Below are 17,758 nucleotides of genomic sequence, written 5' to 3'. Positions count from 1 at the left end.
TGCAAGTGGCGTTTACCCCTCGGGTACGCTGTCTGGCATGGAGAGCCCACGCCCCTCGCCCGACGCCGGAGAGCGGCTTCCGCTGCGGGAACGCAAGAAACTGCGGACACGGGAGGCGCTGGTGGACACCGCCCTGCGCCTGTTCAGCGAGCGCGGGTTTCAGAGCGTGACCCTCGACGAGCTCTGCGACGCGGTGGACACCTCCAAGCGCACCTTCTTCCGGCACTTCACCAGCAAGGAAGACGTGGCGATGGCGCCGCTGCACGATCTTTGGCGGGCCTTCCTCTTGGAACTGGAGACCCGTGAGCCGGCCGATGGCCCGCTCCTGGCGATGCTCCAGGAGGCCGTGCTCGCCTCGCTGGACGGGATGACCGCTGCCGACTGGTCCGAACGGGTCCGTCTCAACCGCCAGTTGGCCGCCCGCACGCCGTCCATGGAGGCGCACGGGCTGCGCTTCTGCCAGGACACCAGTCGTGCGGCGGTCGAAGTGCTCCGGCGCCGGTTCGGCCTCGCCGATGCGGAGGACCTGCGGCCGCGACTGGCGATGGAGGTGCTCGTGGCTGCCTGGCACTGTGCGTTGGATGCCTGGGCGGCCCAGTCGGATGCGCCGACGCGCGAGGCGCTGGCCGGTCGCTTCCGGGATGCCTGTGCGGCGCTGCCTGGCTGTCTGACCCTGCGGGCGGGTGGGGGCGCGGCTACGGGGGGCTGAGGCTGGGGTCTTGCGTCGTTGGCGTCGTGTGGGGAGGGGTGGGCGTTGGATCTGTTGCAGTTGCGGTATTTCCAGGTCGTGGCCCGTTACGAGCATGTCAGCCGGGCCGCCGAGGAGTTGCGGGTCGCCCAGCCGTCGCTGAGTCGCGCCATCGCCCGGCTCGAAGCGGAGCTGGGCGCACCGCTCTTCGACAGGCAGGGGCGGCGGATCCGGCTCAATCAGTACGGTGCGACGTTCCTGCGTCATGTCGAGCGGGCGCTGAGCGAACTCGACGACGGGCGGCGCGCGGTGCGGGACGCCCGCGACCAGGTCTTCGGCCGGGTCTCGGTCGCAGCCGAGACACTGTTGACGCTCACCGGCCTGCTGGCCGGCTTCCGCGCCGCTCATCCCCGGGCCGACGTGCGGCTCTTCCAGTCGACCGCGGAGGAGATGGGGCGCCAACTGCGCGCCCGTGAGGTCGACTTCTGTATCGCCTCGCAGTCACTGGCCGGACCGGATCTGCACGCCGTCGAGCTGGCGCGCGAGGAGGTGCTCCTGGCCGTACCGCTCGGGCACCGGCTCGTCGGCCGGGAGAGCGTGACGATTGCCGAGCTGGCCGATGAGCCGTTCGTCACCACTCGCACCGGGGCGTGGTCGCGTGCCCTGCTGGATCGGCTCTTTGCGGCGGAGGGGCTCACGCCGGTCCTCTCCTGCGAGGGCGACGAGCCGGGCGCCACTGGCGACTTGATCAGTGCCGGCCTGGGGATCGGCCTGGTGCCGGCCATGTCGCGCCGGGCCAGCCGGAGTCCACTGGGTGCCTGGCTGCGTATCGACGCCCCGGACTGTTATCGCGTGCTGAGCCTGGTGCGGCGCGAGGACGCCTATCTGTCCGCGGCCGCCCTGGCCTTCCGTGAGTTCGTGGCCAGCCGTCCGTTTCTGCCGAGTTGGCTGCCGGGTTGGGTGCCGGGGGTGGAGTGAGAACGGGAAAACGGTCGACGGCCCGGCCCGTGTGGATGTAAAAGTATGCGTCATGACGAATAATAATCCCGTTGGCGTTGGCGTTGGCGTTGGCGTTGGTTCCGGTGTCGGCGTGGGTGGTGCGGAGGACGGGCTCGTGTGGCCCAAGGGGTTTCGTGCGTATACGGGGCACGGTGGGTTGCGGGAGCGGGGTGATGACATCTCGATCGTGGCCTCGGAGGTGCCGGCCGTGAGCGCCGCGATGTTCACCCGGAGTCTCTTCGCCGGGCCCGCGGTGGTCCTGAGCCGGACGCACGCCGCCGAGCGGCGGCTGCGCGCCGTCGTCACCCTGGCGCAGAACGCCAATGTCGCCACGGGCCGACAGGGTGCGGAGAACGCCGCCGAGGTGGTGGGGAGGGTCGCCGGACTGCTGGGGGTCCCGGACGACGAGGTGCTCATCGGGTCCACCGGCGTGATCGGGCGGCCGTTGCCCATGGACGCCATCCGGGAGCACTTCGAGCGGGCCGCGCGGCGCGGCGCCGGCGCGTTCGCCGCGGCGCCGCTGGATGTGGCGCGGGCCATGATGACCACCGACACCCGTCCGAAGACCGCGGTCCGCACGGTCGGCGGTGCGCGGATCGTCGGTGTCGCCAAGGGTGTTGGCATGCTGGAGCCCGACATGGCCACGATGCTGGCCTATGTCGTCACCGACGCCGGGATCGGGGCGGCGGACCTGGACGGCGCGCTCCGGGGGGCCGTGGACCGGACGTTCAACTGCCTGAGCGTCGACACCGACACCTCCACCTCCGACACCGTGGCGGTGCTGGCCAACGGTGCCGCCGGCCCGGTCGATCCGGCGGAGTTCGCCGCGGCCCTCGCCGACCTGTGCCTGGATCTCACCCGGCAGCTCGCGAGCGACGGCGAGGGGGCCACCAAGCTTCTGCGGGTCACCGTCTCCCGGGCGCGTGATGCGGCGCAGGCCAGACGTATCGCCAAGAGCGTCGTCAACTCCCCCCTCGTCAAGGCGGCCGTGCACGGTGCCGATCCCAACTGGGGGCGGGTCCTGATGGCCATCGGCAAGAACACCGAGGACCGTGACATCGTGCCGGCCGATGTCACGGTGGCGTTCGGTGACATCGAGGTCTATCCGGCCGAGCCGACCGCGGACGTACTCGACGCGCTCGCCGACACCATGCGGCGCAGTGAGGTCGAGATCGCCGTCACGCTTGGTCTGGGGGATGGCGAGGCGACCGTGTTCGGCTGCGATCTGTCCGCCGAGTACGTCCGGATCAATGCGGATTACACGTCCTGACCTGGTCTGCTCGGCCGGTCCGGGGGCGGGGGTCGGTCGCCCCTGGCCGCGGCCGCGCCGCGACTGCCGCGTCGTCGGCGGTGGCTGCAAGGGGGGGCTCGGACGTCGAGGGGGTGAGTTGGGCGTTGAGCGGGTGAGTCAGGCATCGAGTGGGTGCCAGGCTGGTCCGTCCGAGCCCCGACGGACCTCCCCGAACACCACGTCGGCGAAGTGGATGCCGAAGCCGATGGTGTGCGGCTCCTGGAGTTCGGCGACCAGTCGGCGGCGGATGTCGGCGGCCTCGTCGGGGTCGTGGTCGGGTGCGGCGGACCACTCCGGGTGGCCGATCTGGATCGGCGAGTGCAGGGCGTCACCGAAGGCGATCAGGCGCCGTCCGCCCGAGGTGATGTCGTAGACGGCGTGCCCGGGAGTGTGGCCGGGCAGGAAGCGCACCCGTACGCCGGGGAAGATCTCTTCGCCGTCGGCGATGGTCCGGACGTACGGGGCCAGGGCGGCCAGCACCTCCGGGCCGGTGCCGTGTGCTTCAAGGAGGTTGCGGTGGGTCCATTCCGGTTCGGCGACCAGGTAGGGGGCGTGTGCGAAGGCCGGGCGGTCGCTGCCGGGAGAGGGCTGCCAGGCCCAGCCGAGGTGGTCGATGTGGAGATGGGTGAACGCCACCGCTTCGATGTCGGCCGGTGCGCGGCCGAGGGTGGCGAGGTTGTCGAGCAGGGCGCCGCCGTGCACGGTGCCGCGGGGCTCGCCGGGGGCGGCCGGCAGTGACCGCGGGCCGATGCCGGTGTCGATCAACAGGGCGCGCTCGCCCTGCTCCACCAGGAGGCCGCCCACGCCCGCCGCCAGATTCCCCGTGGCGTCCAGGTATTCGGAATGCGCGGCCCAGGTCTCGTCGGTGGTGGCGGGCAGCCAGCCGCGTGGGGACAGCGGTACGCCGCCGTCGGGGACGTACGACACGGTGAGGTCGCCGAGTGGGAGCGAGCGGAGGGTGGCGGGGCGGGTCAGGCGTGCGTCGATACTGGGTGCGGCGGTGCTCATGGTTGCTCTTCCTTCTTGCGAAAGGCGAGGTGGGCAGGGGGTGTTGAGGCATCCCGGTCAGGGTGGCGGGTTCCGGTGCCAGCTCGGAGCGGGGCCGTGCCGCAACCATAAGCATCAAGCTTGAATCATTCAAGCTCGGAATGTTTAGGCTAGGTGTACTTGCTACGATGGGTTCATGACGACCGACCCGGAGACGATGCCCGACCCGGAGGCGCAGGCTCGCGCGGACCGCCAGGTGTGCGGGCTGGTGAACGGGCTCGCCGCGCAGATCTCCGACCACATCCGTCGGCGCGCGGTCACCCTGGGGCTCACCGCGCCCCAGGCCACCGCCCTGCGCGAACTGAGCGCGCCGATGACGATGCGGGAGCTTGCCGAGCGGATGAGCTGCGAGCCCTCCAATGCGACGTTCGTCGTGGACAAGCTCGAAAAGCAGCAGCTGATCGAGCGTCGGCCGCACCCCGGCGACCGCCGCGCCAAGCAACTCGTCCTCACCCCGGAGGGCGTCGAGCTGCGGGAGCGGCTGCTCGCGCTCCTTGGTGAGGGCTCCCCGCTCGCCGGGCTGAGCCAGGAGGAACAGGGCCAGCTGCAGCGGCTGTTGGAGCGGGCCATGGCGCGGCCCGCGGGGGCGGAGCGACCGGCGCGCGGGTGACCGCGGTGACCGCGGTGGCCGCCGGGTGGGGCGGCCACGGGTTTCCCCGGCAGGGGCGGCCGGCGCCGGCTCCTGGGCGGTGTAGCCGGTGGTCTCCATCGTGGCGGCGCTGTCGGCCCCTGTCGATCTTGTCCCGTTTTCTGAAGAGATCAGCCGCGAGCTTTACTGCACATTGGTTGCAAGTAAAACCAACCAGCAGGAACGTTGGGGAGGTGCCCCGGTAGAGGTCGGGGCGGAACGGAAGAAAGCAGTGTCACGCATGCCTACGTCCCCCTCCCCGACCCTGGCCGGTCAGGCCCCGCCGTCGCGCCGGCAGCGGATCGCGCGGTCGATGACCCGCGCCGAGTGGGGGCGGATGGCCGGTATGGCCGGGTTCATTCTCGCGCTGCATGTGATCGGCTGGTTCACCCTGGTGGCGATCGTGGCGCCGGAGCACTACAGCCTCGGCACCAAGAGCTTCGGCATCGGCATCGGGGTGACCGCGTACACCCTCGGCATGCGGCATGCCTTCGACGCCGACCACATCGCCGCCATCGACAACACCACCCGGAAGCTGATGCACGAGGGGCAGCGGCCGCTCTCGGTCGGCTTCTGGTTCTCGCTGGGGCACTCCAGCATCGTCTTCGGGTTGGCGTTCCTGCTCTCGCTCGGCGTCAAGGCGCTCGCCGGCCCGGTCCAGGACGACAACTCCCAACTGCACGCGGTGACCGGCCTGATCGGCACCACCGTCTCGGGCGTCTTCCTCTACGTCATCGCCGCGATCAACATCGTGATCCTGGTCGGGATCTGGGGGGTCTTCCGGCGGATGCGGGCCGGCGACTTCGACGAGGCCGCACTGGAGGAGCAGCTGAACAAGCGCGGCCTGATGAACCGCCTGCTCGGCCGCGTCATGAAGTCGATCACCAAGCCCTGGCAGATGTACCCGCTCGGCCTGCTCTTCGGCCTCGGCTTCGACACCGCCACCGAGATCGCGCTGCTGGTGCTGGCCGGCTCCGGCGCCGCCTCCGGGCTGCCCTGGTACGCCATCCTCTGCCTGCCGGTGCTGTTCGCCGCCGGGATGAGCCTGCTGGACACCATCGACGGCTCGTTCATGAACTTCGCCTACGGCTGGGCCTTCTCCAAGCCGGTCCGCAAGGTCTACTACAACCTCACCATCACCGGCCTCTCGGTCGCCGTGGCCCTGATCATCGGGACGGTGGAGCTGCTCGGCCTGCTCGCCGACAAGCTCGGCCTGCACGGCGCCTTCTGGGACTGGGTCGGTGGCCTGGACCTGAACGTCATCGGCTTCGCCATCGTCGGGATGTTCTTCCTCACCTGGATCGTGGCGCTCGTGGTGTGGAAGCTCGGCCGTATCGAGGAGAAGTGGACGGCGCACGTCCGCCCGGCGGAGCAGCCCGCCGCCGACTGAGTGCCGGTCCTCGGGGTGCGCCGAGCGGCTCCGGCGCTCCCCGAGGATCACTCAGCCCGGATCAGGTCCGCGCACTTCTCGCCGATCATCATCGTGGTGATGCACGGGTTGACCGCGGTCAGGAACGGCATCGCCGAGCCGTCCGCCACCCGCAGCCCGGTCGTGCCCTTCACCCGCAGCTGCGGGTCCAGCGGGGTCGCCAGGTCGTCGGCGGCGCCCATCGCGACGGTGCACGCCGGGTGGTAGACGGTGTTGTGGGTGGTGCGGATGTACTCCAGCAGGTCGGCGTCGGTGCGCACGTCCGGGCCGGGGGCCAGCTCCGCGCCCGCCCACTCGGCCATCGGGGCCTGGGCGACGATGTCGCGGGCCAGCCGGAGACCGTAGGTCATCACCCGGACGTCGTGCTCGTGGGTGAAGTAGCGCGGGTCCACCATGGGCTTGTCGCGGAAGTCGCGGGTGCGCAGCCGGACCGTGCCGTGCGAGCGGGCGCGGGTGACGTTCGGGGTGAGGCAGAAGGCGTTCTCGGACGTCGGGTAGCCGCGGCGGTAGGTGTTCATGTCGAACGGCACCTGGCCGTAGTGGAACATCAGGTCCGGCCGGTCCAGGGCCGGTTCGGTGTCGTAGAAGATGCCGATCTCCCACCACTGGGTGGAGGTGTCCACCATCGGCTGCGCGGCGTCCCACATGATGACGCCCTCCGGGTGGTCCTGGAGGTTGGCGCCGACGCCCGGCGCGTCCACCAGCGGCGCGATGCCCAGGGCGCGCAGATGGTCGGCCGGGCCGATGCCGGAGAGCATCAGCAGCTTGGGGGAGTCGATGGCGCCGCAGGAGACGATCACCTCGCGGCGGGCGGTGACGGTGCGGGTGTGGATCAGGTCGGGGGAGAGGTAGTCCACGCCGGTGCACCGCCGGTCGCCGTCGAAGTTCAGCTGTCTGGCCTGCACCCCGGTGCGGACGTCGAGGTTCCGCCGGCGGCCCATCACCGGGTGCAGATAGGAGACCGAGGCGGAGGAACGGGTGCCGTCCGGGCGGCAGTTGATCTGGAACCAGTTCGCCCCGCGGACCACGGTCGTACCGGTGTTGAACGGGGTGGTGGGGATGTCCACCGCGGCGCACGCCCGGAGCAGCGCCGCCCCGCACGGGTCCTTGGGCGGGACACTGCGCAGGGTGACCGGCCCGGAGCGGCCGTGGTGGTCGCCGGGCGCGTCATTGCTCTCCAGCCGCTGGAAGAGCGGGAAGCACTCGGCCGCGCTCCAGCCCGTGCAGCCCAGCGCCGCCCACTCGTCGAGGTCCTCGGCCGGCGCCCAGAAGGCGATACAGGAGTTGTGCGAGGAGCAGCCGCCGAGGACCTTGGCGCGGGCGTGCCGCAGGAAGCTGTTGCCGTTCTCCTGCGGCTCGACCGGGTAGTCCCAGTCGTAGCCGGACGCCAGCAGCCCCATCCAGCGGTCCAGCCGCAGGATGTTCTCGTCCCCGACGTCCGAGGGGCCGGCCTCCAGCAGGCAGACCGTGACGGACGGGTCCTCGCTGAGCCGGGCGGCCACCACCGCGCCGGCCGTACCGCCGCCGACTACCACGTAGTCGAAGGAATCGGTCTGCTGCACGGGCGTTGCGTCGGACATGGCCTTGTCTCCAGGTCGGGGCGGGGCGGAACGGGACGGGCGGAACGGACATGGTGGAACGGGATGTTCGCGGCGGGGTCAGGGCGCGGGGGTGGTGGCGTCGCCGGAGTCCGCCTCCGCCGCGGCGTGCGAGGCCAGTACGCCGGTGCGGTGCCGCTGGACGAACCAGTAGTAGGCGAAGCCGCCGAGCGCCACCACGCCGATGAAGAGGAAGGCGCCCCAGCGCAGATACCAGTGCTGCGGGCCGGTGGCGTTGTAGACCGCGGCGCGCGGCCAGGCGAGGTTGACGGACATCGCCAGCCCCCACAGCACCGCCAGGACGTTCACCGGCAGACCGAACCTCCCCAGCGAGAAGGCGCCCTGCCGCGTCGTCCATGTGCCGCGCAGCCGCTGCACCAGCATCGGCAGCGTCACCATCAGATACGCCAGGTAGATCATGATGATCGCGATGCTGGTGATCACCGAGAAGATCTGCGGCTGGTTGACGTTGATCAGCAGGACCGCGATCCCGACCAGCCCGATCACCACCGCGGGCACCACCGGCGTCTGGAACCGCGGGCTGACCCGGGCCAGCTTCGAGGACGCCGGGAGGTTGTTGTCCCGGGCCATCGCGAACGCCAGCCGGATGGCGGCGGTGTGCACCGCCAGTTCGCAGACGGTGATCGCGATGACCACGCACCACAGGACGATCTGCCCGACCGTCGACCCGAGGGTGGCCAGGACGACGTACTGGAGGCCGTCCACCGAGAGCCGCTTGTCGTGCAGATCGGGGACGGCCAGCAGCGCGAACAGCAGGATCAGCCCGCCGATGAGGAACGACGCGATCAGCGCCCGCAGGATCGCCCGGGGTGCGTTACGGGCCGGGTCCTTGGACTCCTCGCCCAGCGAGGAGGCGGTGTCGAAGCCGTACATGACGTACGCGGAGGCGAGCGAGGCGGTCAGGAACGCGCCGAGGTAGCCCAGGCTCTCGCCCTGGCCCTTGCCGAAGGTGTCGGTGAGCGCGGTGGCCGGGCCGCGGGCGGTGTGCGCGGCCAGCAGCAGGATCAGCACGATCGCGGCGATCAGCTCGATGGCCACGCCCGCCGAGTTGATCCGCGCCATCAGCTTCACGCCGAACGCGTTGACCAGGGTGGTGAAGGCGATCAGGACGCTGCCCAGCAGGACGGCGTTGGCGGCCGCGTCGGTCTGGCCCGTGCCGGTCCCGATGACCTGGAAGAACGACGAGATCTGCGGCAGCGTCACCTGGTAGGCCAGCGCCACCGCGGCCAGCGAGACCATGGACGCGGTGAGCATCATCCAGCCCCCGAGCCAGCCCACGTGCGGACCGCCCAGCTGCTTCGCCCAGTTGTAGATCGACCCGGCCACCGGATAGCGGCAGGCCAGCTCGCAGAAGCACAGCGCGACCATCAGCTGGCCGCAGAAGACCATCGGCCAGGACCACCAGTAGGCCGGACCGCCGTGGCTCACCCCGAAGTAGAACAGCTGGAAGGTGCCGGTGAGGATGGAGATGTAACTGATGCCGGCGGCGAAGGTGTGGAAGTTGCCGAGGGTGCGCTTGAGTTCGGGCTTGTAGCCGAGCTCGGCCAGCGCCCCGTCCTCATGCTCGCCGTCGTCGGCGGGACCGCCCGCGGCGGGGCCGGCGGGACCTGAGGGGCCGGAACCGGAAGGCGTCACTCGAACCACCTCTGCGGACGCGGCGCGGTGTTCCGCCAGATGTGCTTGGCCTCCTGGTACTCCGCCAGCCCGGCCGGCCCCAGCTCCCGGCCGATGCCGGACTGCTTCATCCCGCCCCACTCGGCCTGCGGCACATACGGATGGAAGTCGTTGATCCACACCGTGCCGGCCCGCAGCCGGCCCGCCACCCGGTGCGCCCGCTCGCCGTCCTGCGTCCACACCGCCCCCGCCAGCCCGTACACCGTGTCGTTGGCCAGCGACACCGCCTCGTCCTCGTCGCGGAACCGCTCCACCGTCAGCACCGGCCCGAACGACTCGTCGCGCACCACCGACATGTCCGGGGTGCACTCGTCCAGCACCGTCGGCAGGTAGTAGAAGCCGTCCGCCAGCTCCGGGTCGTCGGGGGGCGCACCGCCGCAGCGCAGCACCGCGCCCTCCGCCAGCCCCGCCGTCACGTACGCCGCGACCTTCTCCCGGTGCGCGGCGGAGATCAGCGGGCCGGTGCGGGCCCGCTCGTCGAACGGGCCGCCGAGCGGGATGCGTCGGGCGCGGGCCACCACCTCGTCCACGAAGCGGTCGTGCAGCGCGTCCTGGACCAGCAGCCGGGCGCCCGCCGAGCAGACCTGCCCGGAGTGCAGGAAGATCGCGGTCAGCGCGTAGTCGACGGCGGTGTCGAAGTCGGCGTCCGCGAAGACGATGTTGGGGTTCTTGCCGCCCAGTTCGAGGGCGATCTTCTTCACCGTGGGCGCCGCCGCGGCCATGATGCGGCGGCCGGTGACCAGCCCGCCGGTGAACGAGACCATGTCCACCCGCGGATCCTCCGTCAGCGGCGCCCCCACCGATGGACCGGCGCCCAGGACGAGGTTGGCCGCCCCGTCCGGCACCCCGGCCTCCGCCAGCAGCCGCATCAGGTGGATCGCGGTGTGCGGGGTCAGCTCGCTCGGCTTCAGTACGAAGGTGTTCCCGGCGACCAGCGCCGGCGCGACCTTCCAGGCGGTCTGCAGCAGTGGGTAGTTCCACGGCGTGATCAGCGCGCAGACGCCGACCGGCTCGTGCCGCACCGTGCTGTCGGCCTCGGGCGCGCCGGCGTCCACCACCCGGTCGGTGCCGCCGGCCGCCCCGAGGTTGCCGAAGTAGCGGAAGCAGCCGGCGATGTCGTCCATGTCGTAGCCGCTCTCCACCAGCCGCTTGCCGGTGTCCAGCGACTCGGCCCGGGCCAGCGCGTCCCGGTCCCGCTCCAGCAGCTCGGCGACGCGGAGCACCACCCGGCCGCGCTCGGCGGCGGGGGTGCGCGGCCACGCACCGTCGTCGAAGGCCAGCCGGGCCGCGGTGACGGCCGCCGCCGCGTCCTTGGGGCCGCCCTCGTCGACCGTCGCGACCAGCGTGCCGTCCGCCGGGCAGCGGATCTCCCGCACCTGCCCGTCGGCCGCTGCGGTCCACTGACCGCCGATGAACAGCTCCGGCATGGGTGGGCCTTTCGGTCTCGTCCCGGTCTCGTCTCCGGCGGGGGGTGGCTCGCTCGGCGATCTCACTCGGTGGTGATCTCGGTACCGAGCGTAAGTCGGGTGCCGGGGGACCGCACGGCGCGCGGCGCCGGGGCGCGCGGGCGGGGTGCACCGCGGGGCCGATGGGGTGAGCCCCGGGCGCTGCCCGACAATGGGGGCATGCACCTGGTCCCCGACGCCGCCGCGTATCTCGCCGGCCGCTGGCACGTCGAACGCGCCGTCCACGACCTGCGGGCCGCCCGCGCGGGCAGCTTCCGGGGCACCGCGGACTTCCGGCCGGACGGCCCCGACGGGGCGCTGTGCCACACCGAGGAGGGCGAACTGACCTGGGACGGCGCGGTGCACCCGGCGACCCGCACCCTGCGGCTGCGGCCGCGTTCCGACGGCACCGCCGCGGTCACCTTCGCCGACGGCCGCCCCTTCCACGACCTGGACCTGCGGACCGGCCGCTGGACCGCCCTCCACCCCTGTGCCGCGGACCGCTACGAGGGCACTTTCACCGCCGTCGGCGCGGACCGCTGGCACCTGGAGTGGCGGGTCACCGGCCCGGCCAAGGACCAGCTCCTGCGCTCGGTCTACCGCCGCACCGGCTGACACCGGCGCACCCGCACTCCCGCATCATCCGGCTACGGCTGCGCCGGCTTCACCGCCCGCACCGCGTACAGCAGCGGAATGATCGGCTCCGAGTCGGGCAGCCGCCACCAGCCGTCGGCGTCCGGCACCATCGACGGGAAGCGCGGCCACGGCAGCACCTCGGTCTCCCGGATGCCCTGCAGACTCAGCCCGGCCCCGAGCAGTGCGTCGACGACCTCGCCGACGCCGTGCCGCCACTCGTAGCTCGTCGTGGCGCCCTGGAGCGGCGGGCCGTCGGTGTAGGTGGTGGGGGTGTCGCTGCGCAGGGCGCCCCGGCCCGCCAGATAGTCGTGGCGGAGCAGCAGCGGCGGGGTGTCCGGGTCGGTGGGCGGCGTCGGGCCCAACGCGTTCAGCAGGGGATGGAACTCCACCAGATAGAACGTGCCGCCCGGGCGCAGCAGCGTGGCCACCGTCTCGGCCCAGGCGGTGAGGTCCGGCAGATAGCAGACCGCGCCCTTGCCGGTGTAGATCACGTCGAACCGGCGGTCGCCGAGCGCGGCCACGGCCTGGTAGACGTCCGAGCGGACGAATTCCATCTCCCGGCCCGTCTCCGCCGCCAGCCGACGCGCCTGCGCCACCGCCTCGGCGGAGAAGTCCAGTCCCACCGCCCGCGCGCCCCGGTCGGCGAACGCGGCCGTCTCGGTGCCCAGATGGCACTGCAGATGCAGCACATCGAGCCCGGCCAGCTCCCCCAGGTCGGCCCATTCGAACGGGGCGAACCAGTCGTCGGGCCGCCGCGTCCCGTCCAGGCCGTAGAACGCACTGGCCACATGGACCGGGGTGCGGGCGTCCCAGTTGGCCTCGTTGGCGCGCACCATCTCCTCGACGCCGGGCGGGCCGAGTGGTGCGCGGTCCGTGGACTCGCTCTGCTCTGTGGTCATGCCCCCTCTTCTACCGCCCCGCCCGGGGCGGACACCACGCGTCCGCCCCGCTCCGACCGGAACCGGCCACCGGGCCCGCGGCGGCCATCCGGCCCCCGGCGAGCACCAGCCGCCGCGTCGCCCGCCCGGCCAGTGCCTCGTCGTCCGTGGCGACGACGCAGGTGAGCCGGTGCGCGCCCCACACACGCACCAGCAGCTCCGTGAAGTCGGCCCGGGCCGCCGGCGGCAGACCCTCGGTCGGCCGGTCCGCGAGGAGCACCGTGGGCCGCTTGACCAGCGCCCGGGCGAGCGCCGCCCGCCGCCGCGCGTACGGGTCCAGCTCCGCCGGCAGCAGCTCGCCCCGGCCGGCCAGCCCTACCTCCGCCAGCGCCTCCCCGGCCAGCTCCCAGCGGTCGGCGGGCCGCAGCCGCAGCGGGGCCAGCGCGGCGGCCACGCCCTCTCGCACGGTCAGCCCCGTGACCGGCTGGGGCCGGAAGCCGCCGTCCGGCCCCAGCAGTCCGATCGACTCGGCCCGGATCCGGCCGAGCCGGGACGCGGTGACGGTGGCCAGATCCGTACCGTCGAGCAGCACGCTGCCGCCGGTCGGCCGCTCCAGCCCGCCGAGGATCCGCAGCAACGTCGAACGGCCCGCGCCGGGCGGCCCCTGGACGGCGAGCGCGGTGCCGTCCGCCACCGAGAAGTCGATGCCGTCCAGGGCCCGCACCGGCTCGCCACCGCGTCGGTAGTGCTTCGTCACGCCGGTCAGGTGGTACACGGTGCCCTCTCCTCCGGCCGCCGGACCGCGGCCTCGCGCCCACCGTAGGCACCCCGTGTGACCGGCCCATGAGCGCACCGTGAGAGGCCGATGAGAACGCCTGGCCGAGCGCGGAGCGCGCGGCCCGCGCCGCCGCGCACACCGCTCCGACTGCCCGCCCCTCCGGGCCAGTTGGCCATCACCGGCCGGGGCCGTACCGTTGCCCGCACCGCAATCCGACGGGAAGAGTGGGGAATGAGCCAAGAAATCCGGCCGCTGGCCGGCACCGTCGACGTGACCGTCCCGAGCGTCGCGCGGATGTACGACTACTACCTCGGCGGCAAGGACAACTACGCGGTGGACCGCGAGGCGTGCGAGGAGCTGAGCAAGGTCGTCCCGAGCACCCGGGTGCTGGCCGTCAACAACCGGCGCTTCCTTCGCCGGGTGGTCCGCTGGTTGGCCCGCGAGCAGGGCATCCGGCAGTTCGTCGACCACGGCTCCGGGCTGCCGACCCAGGACAACGTCCACCAGGTCGCCCAGCACGTCGACCCGGCGTCCCGGGTGGTGTACGTCGACAACGACCCGATCGTGCTGGCGCACGGCCGGGCGCTGCTGGAGGAGAACGAGAACACCGCCGTCATCCAGGCCGACATGCGGGACACCGACGGGATCTTCGACAGCCCGGAGGTGCGGCGGCTGATCGACCTCGACAAGCCGGTCGCCGCGCTGTTCGTCTCCGTACTGCACTGCATCCCGGACGCCGACGACCCGGCCGCCCTGGTGCGCCGGGTCGCCGAACGGCTCGCGCCCGGCAGCTTTCTGGTGGTGTGTCAGCTGGTGAGTGAGGACGCCGCGACGCGGGACTTCGTCACCGAGTTCATGCGGGTGAGCACACAGGGACACTGGGGCCGGGTGCGGCAACAGCACGAACTGAGGGCGTTCCTGGACGGGTTGGAGATCCAGGAGCCGGGACTGGTGGAGGTCTCCACCTGGCGGCCGGACCCGTCCGACGCCGGCCCCAGGCAGCTGACGCAGGAGTGGATCGAGTACGGGGGCGTGGCGCGCAAGCCCTGACGTGCCCCGTACCGCGGCCGGTTCAGCCCAGCAGGCGCTCCAGCATCGCGATCGAGTTGCGTGGCGACTCGGCCTGGGCGCTGAGCCGGTCCATCACCGCCAGGTAGTGGTCGACGTCGGTGCGCTTGTCCAGATAGAGCGCGCTGGTCAGCTGCTCCAGGTAGACGACGTCGGGGAGATCGGGCTCCAGGAAGCGGAGGATGGTGACCGGTCCGCCGGCCGCGGCGAGACCGCCGAGGGCGAACGGTGCCACCTGGAGGGTGATGTTGGGCAGCCGCGCCATCTCCAGCAGATGCTTGACCTGACCGGCCATCACCTCCGGACCGCCCAGCGGGCGGCGCAGGCACGCCTCGTCGACGATGGCCCACAGCCGGGGCGGGTCGCTGAGCGTCAGCAGCCGCTGGCGCTCCATCCGCAGCGCGACCCGCTGTTCGGTCTCCTCCGGAGTGGCCCGCGGGTTGCCCAGTCGAGCCACCGCCCGCGCGTAGTCCGCCGTCTGCAACAGCCCCGGAACGAACTGGACTTCGTAGGTGCGGATGACGGAGGCGGCCGACTCCAGGCCGAGGTGGGTCTCGAACCAGCTGGGCAGCACGTCGTTGTACTGGTGCCACCAGCCGGGCTTGCCGGTCCGGCGGGCGAGCGCGAGGTAGGTGGCGCGGGCCGCGCTGTCGGTGACGCCGTAGAGCGTCAGCAGGTCGGCGACATCGCGCTCCTTGCAGCTCACCCGGCCCAGTTCCAGGCGGCTGATCTTGGCGTGCGAGGCGCGGATGGCGTCCCCGGCGGCCTCGCGGGTGATGCCGGCGGCCTCCCGCAGCCGGCGCAGCTGAGTGCCCAGCACGATGCGCAGGATGGTCGGGCCGCCGCGTGGATGGTCGAGATAGCGGCGCAGGGACGGGTCGCTGCTCGGCTGCGCGGCGCTCATGCTGACTCCCCTGAGTGGTCGGGCCGATGCCCAGTGTCCCATCGCGCCGTGGGGGCGTACACCTACGCCGACTATCCGGCCGACATATGCCTCAGTTATTGCTTCCGACGGCGGTCTTCCGCTCAGTCGCAGGCGAACAGGTCATCGAACTCGCCGTCCTTCGCGCCCTGGACGAACGCGGCCATCTCGGCGCGCGGATAGATCAGCGCCGGGCCCGTGGTGTGCCGCGAGTTGCGCACCGCGACCCCGTCGTCCGGAAGAAGCGCCAGTTCAACGCAGTTGCCATTGGGGTTGCTGCGGCGGCTCTTACGCCAGACCGCGTCGCCGACTGCCGTGGCCGGCATGCCGTTGGTCATCGACTCCATCACAGCTGCTCCCTTGGTGGGGGTGTGCTCGGGACCGATCCGGGGCCGTGATCACGGTTGGCGTGATCCGGTCCCTGGGCGGCCGTCCTTGTCGATGTAATTGCAGATGCACTTGCAGCGAAGGACGGCCGACGAGGATATTAGCCCTCCGGGGCGGCCCCGCCCAGACCGTCCCGGACGCGCCCAACCCGTTTGCCCCTCCGCGGAGATCGTGATGACCACACACCCGGCACAGTCCGAGCGCGACGCCCTCCGGGAAGGAGGGGAGCCAGCGGCCGCCACCGGCCGGGATGCGTGGTGCATGCCGGGGCCGGACGGCTTCGCGGCCTGCGCGCTCAGCGGTGCGGAGTGCACCGTGGCCGAGGCCCGCCGCTTCACCCGGACCACCCTCGAAGCCTGGCGGATGTGCCCCCACCTCGCCGACAACGCCGTTCTGGTCGTCTCGGAACTGGTCAGCAACGCCCTCCGGCACGGCGCCGCCGACCCCCTCGACATGGGCTTCAACTTCCTTTCCGAGGAACGCTTCTGCCATGCCTGGCTGGCGCTGACCCGGCAGGAGCGCGGGGTGCTGTGCGCGGTCTCCGACGGCGGGACCCGGGCGCCCGTGCTACGGCCGCAGGAGGCCCTGGCCGAGTCCGGGCGCGGACTCCACCTCGTCAACCAGCTGAGCGACTCCTGGGGCTGGACGCCGCCGGACCACTCCGGCAAGACCGTGTGGGCCACGGTGATGTCGCGCGGCTGAGCGCGATCAGGAGTCGCCGCGCAGCAGATAGCCGTCGCGGATCGAGGCGGGATCGGCGAACGGGCCGCTGCGGTACGGGTGCACGGCGATGGCCAGTTCGTTCGCGGCCGGACCCTGCTCCGGATGAGGCGCGAAGTCCGCCTCATGGGCGTCCAGTTGGCGCTGGAGGCCCTGCTGGCAGGCTTTGGCCAACTGCTCCGCCTCGACCGCCGACAGCGCCACCCCGGGCCGCAGCTGGACGTGGACCACGGGCCTGGCCTCCAGGTCGCCGCCCGCGGCCAGCGTCAGGCAGAACCCCTCGATCAGCCCGGCCAGTGGATTGCCCTCGAAGAGCCCGCGCGCGACGTCCTGCGGAAAGCTGTTGGCTCCCATGATGACTCCCGGCCCCGGTCGGTGGGTGGTACCCACATCCTCGGGGCCGGACACCCGGGCGTCATGAGTCGCGCTACTCAGGTCCGCGGATGAGTATCCGCACCGGGGTGTCAGCCCCGGTTCTGTCTCTTCAGTCCGAACCTGTAAGAGACTTGATGTAGCGTCAGGAAACTCCGCCGGCGCCCCCGGCCGGCCCCTCGGCGAAGCCCTCGCCCAGGCCGAAGGCCGACAGCAGCCGCTCCGCCGCCAGCGTCGCGGTGATCTCGCCCGCGCGGACCGCCCGTTCGACCTCCGGCCCCAGCCGGCGGACGTCCGGATGCTCCTGGAGGCGGTCGATCAGCCGATCCCGGACCATCGACCACGTCCAGTCGACCTGCTGGGCGCGGCGCCGCTCGGCGAGCGCGCCGGTGGACTCCAACAGCGTGCGGTGCTGCTCCACCCGCTCCCACACCGTCTTCAGACCGGTGCCCTCGCGGGCGCTGCAGGTGAGCACTGGCGGGGTCCAGGCCGCGTCTGGTGGCTGCAACAGCCGTAGCGCGCCCGCCAGTTCGCGGGCCGCCGACCGGGCGTCCCGCTCGTGCGGCCCGTCCGCCTTGTTGACCGACACCAGGTCCGCCAGCTCCAGGACGCCCTTCTTGATGCCCTGGAGCTGGTCGCCGGTGCGGGCCAGGGTCAGCAGCAGGAAGGTGTCGACCATGTTGGCGACGGTGGTCTCCGACTGGCCGACGCCGACCGTCTCCACCAGCACCACGTCGTAGCCCGCGGCCTCCATCACCACGATCGACTCCCGGGTCGCCCGTGCCACCCCGCCCAGCGTGCCGGACGTGGGGGAGGGGCGGACGAACGCCGCCGGGTCCGTCGCCAGCCGCTCCATCCGGGTCTTGTCGCCCAGGATCGAGCCGCCGGTCCGGCTGGAGGACGGGTCGACGGCCAGCACCGCCACCCGGTGCCCCATCCCGGTCAGCAGCGAGCCCAGGGCGTCGATGAAGGTCGACTTGCCGACGCCCGGCACGCCGCTGATGCCCACCCGCCGGGCCGCACCGGAGTACGGCAGCAGCCGCACCAGCAACTGCTGGGCCGCCGCCCGGTGATCGGCGCGGGTGGACTCGACCAGCGTGACCGCACGGGCGATCCAGGCCCGGGAACCGGCCCGCACCCCCTCGGCGTACCGGTCGACATCGATCCTCGCAGCCAT

At 72.0% G+C, this 17,758-nt stretch carries 18 protein-coding genes; 8 read left to right on the top strand and 10 right to left on the bottom strand.

The genetic code is table 11. The annotated features are described in order from the left end of the window. Positions 1-37 precede the first annotated feature (37 nt). From B073_RS0109430 to argJ, 3 genes are all read left to right on the top strand, one after another. Positions 38-709 (top strand): TetR family transcriptional regulator, encoded by a 672-nt coding sequence (locus tag B073_RS0109430; protein ID WP_037811290.1) that lies wholly within the window; start codon positions 38-40, stop codon positions 707-709. A gap of 45 nt (positions 710-754) precedes the next feature. Beyond that, positions 755-1,666 carry a LysR family transcriptional regulator gene (locus B073_RS0109425; RefSeq protein ID WP_018537839.1) on the top strand — a complete coding sequence of 304 codons (912 nt, stop codon included), beginning with the start codon at positions 755-757 and terminating at the stop codon, positions 1,664-1,666. 136 nt (positions 1,667-1,802) lie between these two features. Further along, positions 1,803-2,957, top strand: coding sequence for a bifunctional glutamate N-acetyltransferase/amino-acid acetyltransferase ArgJ (gene argJ / locus B073_RS0109420; protein WP_037811288.1), 1,155 nt, complete (start codon positions 1,803-1,805; stop codon positions 2,955-2,957). A gap of 138 nt (positions 2,958-3,095) precedes the next feature. Here argJ and B073_RS0109415 read toward each other — a convergent pair whose 3' ends face one another. Then, entirely contained in the window at positions 3,096-3,986 is an 891-nt protein-coding gene (locus tag B073_RS0109415) for an MBL fold metallo-hydrolase (protein ID WP_018537837.1), read from the bottom strand. 175 nt (positions 3,987-4,161) lie between these two features. Here B073_RS0109415 and B073_RS0109410 point away from each other — a divergent pair, with 175 nt between their 5' ends. Both B073_RS0109410 and B073_RS0109405 read left to right on the top strand, forming a co-directional pair. Next, entirely contained in the window at positions 4,162-4,635 is a 474-nt protein-coding gene (locus B073_RS0109410) for a MarR family winged helix-turn-helix transcriptional regulator (RefSeq protein ID WP_018537836.1), read from the top strand. A 259-nt stretch (positions 4,636-4,894) separates the two neighbouring features. Further along, positions 4,895-6,043 (top strand): HoxN/HupN/NixA family nickel/cobalt transporter, encoded by a 1,149-nt coding sequence (locus tag B073_RS0109405; protein ID WP_234025032.1) that lies wholly within the window; start codon positions 4,895-4,897, stop codon positions 6,041-6,043. 47 nt (positions 6,044-6,090) lie between these two features. Here B073_RS0109405 and B073_RS0109400 read toward each other — a convergent pair whose 3' ends face one another. The 3 genes from B073_RS0109400 to B073_RS0109390 form a co-directional block, all read right to left on the bottom strand. Then, positions 6,091-7,662: a GMC family oxidoreductase gene (locus tag B073_RS0109400; protein WP_018537834.1), complete on the bottom strand. Its 1,572-nt coding sequence runs from the start codon at positions 7,660-7,662 to the stop codon at positions 6,091-6,093. Between the two features lie 78 nt (positions 7,663-7,740). Further along, positions 7,741-9,336: an amino acid permease gene (locus B073_RS0109395; RefSeq protein WP_018537833.1), complete on the bottom strand. Its 1,596-nt coding sequence runs from the start codon at positions 9,334-9,336 to the stop codon at positions 7,741-7,743. Beyond that, positions 9,333-10,802: an aldehyde dehydrogenase family protein gene (locus B073_RS0109390; protein WP_018537832.1), complete on the bottom strand. Its 1,470-nt coding sequence runs from the start codon at positions 10,800-10,802 to the stop codon at positions 9,333-9,335. The genes B073_RS0109395 and B073_RS0109390 overlap by 4 nt, the downstream gene beginning before the upstream one ends. Positions 10,803-11,000: 198 nt before the next feature. Between B073_RS0109390 and B073_RS0109385 the strand changes: the two genes are divergently transcribed. Continuing rightward, positions 11,001-11,435, top strand: coding sequence for a DUF6314 family protein (locus B073_RS0109385; protein WP_018537831.1), 435 nt, complete (start codon positions 11,001-11,003; stop codon positions 11,433-11,435). Positions 11,436-11,467: 32 nt separating this feature from the next. Here B073_RS0109385 and B073_RS0109380 read toward each other — a convergent pair whose 3' ends face one another. Continuing rightward, positions 11,468-12,355 carry a class I SAM-dependent methyltransferase gene (locus B073_RS0109380; RefSeq protein ID WP_018537830.1) on the bottom strand — a complete coding sequence of 296 codons (888 nt, stop codon included), beginning with the start codon at positions 12,353-12,355 and terminating at the stop codon, positions 11,468-11,470. Between the two features lie 10 nt (positions 12,356-12,365). Then, on the bottom strand, positions 12,366-13,109 hold the full coding sequence (locus B073_RS0109375; protein ID WP_018537829.1) for an ATP-binding cassette domain-containing protein: 744 nt from the start codon (positions 13,107-13,109) through the stop codon (positions 12,366-12,368). A gap of 234 nt (positions 13,110-13,343) precedes the next feature. Between B073_RS0109375 and B073_RS0109370 the strand changes: the two genes are divergently transcribed. Beyond that, a complete protein-coding gene (locus tag B073_RS0109370) occupies positions 13,344-14,162 on the top strand; it encodes an SAM-dependent methyltransferase (protein WP_018537828.1) in 819 nt (272 codons plus the stop codon). Between the two features lie 22 nt (positions 14,163-14,184). Here B073_RS0109370 and B073_RS0109365 read toward each other — a convergent pair whose 3' ends face one another. Together B073_RS0109365 and B073_RS0109360 are read right to left on the bottom strand one after the other, a co-directional pair. Then, positions 14,185-15,084: a helix-turn-helix domain-containing protein gene (locus tag B073_RS0109365; protein ID WP_018537827.1), complete on the bottom strand. Its 900-nt coding sequence runs from the start codon at positions 15,082-15,084 to the stop codon at positions 14,185-14,187. A gap of 122 nt (positions 15,085-15,206) precedes the next feature. Further along, on the bottom strand, positions 15,207-15,449 hold the full coding sequence (locus B073_RS0109360; RefSeq protein WP_018537826.1) for a DUF397 domain-containing protein: 243 nt from the start codon (positions 15,447-15,449) through the stop codon (positions 15,207-15,209). A gap of 214 nt (positions 15,450-15,663) precedes the next feature. Here B073_RS0109360 and B073_RS0109355 point away from each other — a divergent pair, with 214 nt between their 5' ends. Beyond that, positions 15,664-16,191 (top strand): ATP-binding protein, encoded by a 528-nt coding sequence (locus B073_RS0109355; protein ID WP_018537825.1) that lies wholly within the window; start codon positions 15,664-15,666, stop codon positions 16,189-16,191. A 6-nt stretch (positions 16,192-16,197) separates the two neighbouring features. On the opposite strand, the gene B073_RS46295 is transcribed toward B073_RS0109355, so the two are convergent. Both B073_RS46295 and meaB read right to left on the bottom strand, forming a co-directional pair. Continuing rightward, positions 16,198-16,563: a hypothetical protein gene (locus tag B073_RS46295; protein ID WP_018537824.1), complete on the bottom strand. Its 366-nt coding sequence runs from the start codon at positions 16,561-16,563 to the stop codon at positions 16,198-16,200. Between the two features lie 163 nt (positions 16,564-16,726). Next, on the bottom strand, positions 16,727-17,758 hold the full coding sequence (gene meaB / locus B073_RS39505; RefSeq protein WP_018537823.1) for a methylmalonyl Co-A mutase-associated GTPase MeaB: 1,032 nt from the start codon (positions 17,756-17,758) through the stop codon (positions 16,727-16,729).

The organism is Streptomyces sp. MspMP-M5 (assembly GCF_000373585.1).
Classification (GTDB): Bacteria; Actinomycetota; Actinomycetes; order Streptomycetales; family Streptomycetaceae; genus Streptomyces.
This window is presented reverse-complemented; position numbering and strand designations above follow the sequence as displayed.